Source organism: Mesorhizobium sp. M0701 (assembly GCF_040320365.1).
Taxonomy (GTDB): Bacteria; Pseudomonadota; Alphaproteobacteria; order Rhizobiales; family Rhizobiaceae; genus Mesorhizobium.
Genome location: NZ_JAMYPO010000137.1, coordinates 1 through 512, shown reverse-complemented (window position 1 = coordinate 512; position 512 = coordinate 1). Strand labels below are relative to the sequence as shown.

At 64.6% G+C, this 512-nt stretch carries 1 protein-coding gene and 1 pseudogene; both read left to right on the top strand.

The window, feature by feature from the left end; all coding sequences use genetic code 11:
* A pseudogene (locus NKI24_RS35910) lies at positions 1–170 on the top strand (Mu transposase domain-containing protein); the annotation flags it as partial.
* Positions 131–512, top strand: a 382-nt coding sequence (locus tag NKI24_RS35905) for a hypothetical protein (protein ID WP_352750959.1), incomplete at its 3' end; no start/stop codon positions are given. The pseudogene NKI24_RS35910 and the gene NKI24_RS35905, both read left to right, overlap by 40 nt.

Genomic DNA, 512 nt, shown 5'->3' with positions numbered 1-512 from the left:
GCGCAATCGACCTGGACACGAACAGTTACTCGGTTCCCTGGCGGCTGATCGGGGAGAGCGTCCAGGTCGTGGTGCTGGGCGGCCGTATTATCGTGCGTCACGCGGCCGAGGTGGTGGCGGATCATGCCTTGTGCCGGGGACGTCGCCAACGAATTGTCGAGCGCGCGCATCTCCACGCTTTGTCGGCGACACCGCGCAGTGGACGACCAACTCCTACGACTGGAACGACCGGCCGGTAAAAACCGTCTATGCCGACGCCAGCCAGACGATCTTTGCCCACAGCCTCGATAGCGGCACCGGCACCAATCCGCGGCTTTATGCGGTCACCCAGACCGACCAGATCAACGCGACGACCACACGCCAGTCGAAGAGCGTGTCCTCGACACGCGGCGATGTCGTGCAGATCGTGCGCGATCTCGGCGGGCTCAATCTGACGGAGGGCCGCAGCTACGATGTGCTTGGCCGGCTGATCGGGGTTCAGCGATCCCGGCGGCTCGAGCTGGAGCTACAGC